This window comes from Peptoniphilus sp., assembly GCF_022767005.1.
Lineage (GTDB): Bacteria > Bacillota > Clostridia > Tissierellales > Peptoniphilaceae > Peptoniphilus_A.
Genome location: NZ_JALEOV010000032.1, coordinates 1 through 2338, shown reverse-complemented (window position 1 = coordinate 2338; position 2338 = coordinate 1). Strand labels below are relative to the sequence as shown.

Genomic DNA, 2338 nt, shown 5'->3' with positions numbered 1-2338 from the left:
TTAATCTTTTCTAATTCTTTTAATAGATTGGATAAACTATCAATTTTGTTTTGATTGTTAGCCAAATTATTAATTGCAGTTTCAGATTTTGATATATAAGTTTTAATTAAATTTATTTTTTCATCAGCAACTGTCAAATTATTATCAATTTCTTTGCTCTTATTAAGAATAGATTCTTTTATTTCTGTAAGATTTTCTTTAATCTTATTTACATCTCCAATTACAGTTTCGCCTTTTTTTAAGCTTTCCTGCATACTTTTAGCTTCATTGATAAGTCCATCTAAAGCTTTGTACTCTGTTGTAGATTTAATTTTTTCATTATTTACAATATTTTCTCTAATATAAATTTTAAATCTAGCAGATGTTAAGACTTTGCCTTCGTTAAGTATTCTAATTTCACAGTTTGTCCAACCTGGCGAAGCTAATGCGTTTGAATCTAAAGTGCAATTTACTTCATTTTCATATAAATTACACGGTAAAACGCAAAATGTATTATCGTTTTTATCTATTGCAATTTCTGCTCTATCTTCTTTAGTAGTTTCTAACTTGTTTCCTTCATCAAATAATTTAATTACCAACATAGAAGTATTGTCTAGTTGTACTAGGTTGAAATCTGTCTTAAATTCTTTTTCCTTGATGTCTAAGTTAAATCTAAAAATTTTATTTTGCAATTTTGAACACCTCCCTATCGAATCTTAGCTTTTAACATGGAAATTTGGATATTAATATTACTAATTTGTGTGTTTATACTAGATATGGAACCTTGTAACTGAGTAGCTGTACTCCTTGCGCTGTTTGCTGTACTCTGTGCATTATCGGCTGTGGTTTTAGCGCTATTTGCGGTCCTTTGAGCACTATCAGCCGCACTTTGTGCTTGAGTGGCTAACCTTTTACCTTCATCAGCTGTGTCTTGTGATTTAGTTGCTGCTGTTTTTACTTCATTTATTTCTTTTATGTTTGTGTCTATAAGTTCCCTGTAATCATCAAACTTCTCTTCTATATTCTTCGCTTCAATCTTAGTAAATTTACCATTTACAGCTTCAACAGTTGTAGGTCCACCCTTTAGTGTCAAGTTACCTTCGATTACTGTGTTCCCCTTAATGTAATTCAAATTAATCGGTTTTTGAGCAGGAACTTGATAGTCTACAGCATCAAAAATAATATAAGATCCATTAAATTCCATCATAAAAACTTTATCCCCAACTTTTGGAACATAGTGTCTTAGGAAGCCATACTCTTTTTCAGAGGGAGCTTCTTCTCCATCAAATCTTACTTTAGCAGTTCCATTTTCAAAAAGACCTACTACTTCAGCCATTTTATTCATAAAATAACAATCCTCCTTGCTGTGTGACTCATTGTAGCCCCCGCTTTTAATTCCATACTCCATCCAGTTTCAATGTATTTATGACCTAAATTGAAATTCTTATCTTTTATATAAATACAATCTCCAAAAGAATGCCCAGGTTCATTTAAAGTTTGAAAACTTATTACTGAGTAAGCATTCGACTCCTCGTAAGCAACTCTTTTTATATATCCTTCAAGAACATTTGGGTTTGCTATGTCAGAAACATTTATTACTTTTACTATGTTCCTATTCCTTGAAACGGTGCTTAATGGACTAGTGGGATTATCATTTATATAAATTGCTTTAAAAGTTTCTTGTTCACTATTGCTAACTACACCGACATAAACATTAGGTGTATTAAAAATATCAAGCTCTTCTCTAAGGCTATCCTTTTGAATTTTTAAATTCTCCCCAACGACATATCTATGCTGGATTTCTCTAAGCGTAGGAATAATATAAGGTTTAGCACTTACAAATCCTCTTTCATCAACATAAACGTTAGTATAATTTATTTCTTCTAAGAGAGCATTTATAATATCAATCTTTGAAGTACCCAATTCAAACTCTCTATCTCTTTGTACTTTTAAATCAGTGTAAACAATTTGAGTTTGAAAAACTCCAGCACTCTCAATCAGTTGCTTTATCAAAGTATGATAACTCGTCCCTTTTTTAACATAATATCTGTCTAAAATTTTATCTTCTAAAAGTATTTGCGTTAAATCAAAAGCTTCAATATTCCTATAAATAGCACCGTTTTTCTTTTGTCTATCTTTCCCAGATATGAGAAATACACCAAGTGGGTAACTTGTTCCATCAATAATTATATAAGGACATATCCTATCATTGAGATAGTCTATGTCCTTGAAAATACTTTCTGAAATTTGAAAACTTCCACTCTTCTTAATCTTTGCATCAGCTTTACAATCAATAGATCCAGACATCATGTCCAGATCTCCTATTTTTAAATTATTCTTATTTAAGAGTTCATACCTA

Annotated in this window: 3 protein-coding genes; all 3 read right to left on the bottom strand. The window is 30.7% G+C overall.

The features are described from left to right. The coding region (locus MR285_RS02430; RefSeq protein ID WP_293557668.1) for a hypothetical protein at window positions 1-671 on the bottom strand (671 nt) is incomplete at its 3' end. 14 nt (window positions 672-685) lie between these two features. Further along, the gene (locus MR285_RS02425) at window positions 686-1324 is read right to left on the bottom strand and encodes a hypothetical protein (RefSeq protein ID WP_293557666.1); all 639 of its coding nucleotides are present in this window, start codon (window positions 1322-1324) and stop codon (window positions 686-688) included. Next, a partial coding sequence (locus MR285_RS02420; RefSeq protein WP_293557664.1) for a hypothetical protein occupies window positions 1321-2338 on the bottom strand: 1018 nt, incomplete at its 5' end. The genes MR285_RS02420 and MR285_RS02425, both read right to left, overlap by 4 nt.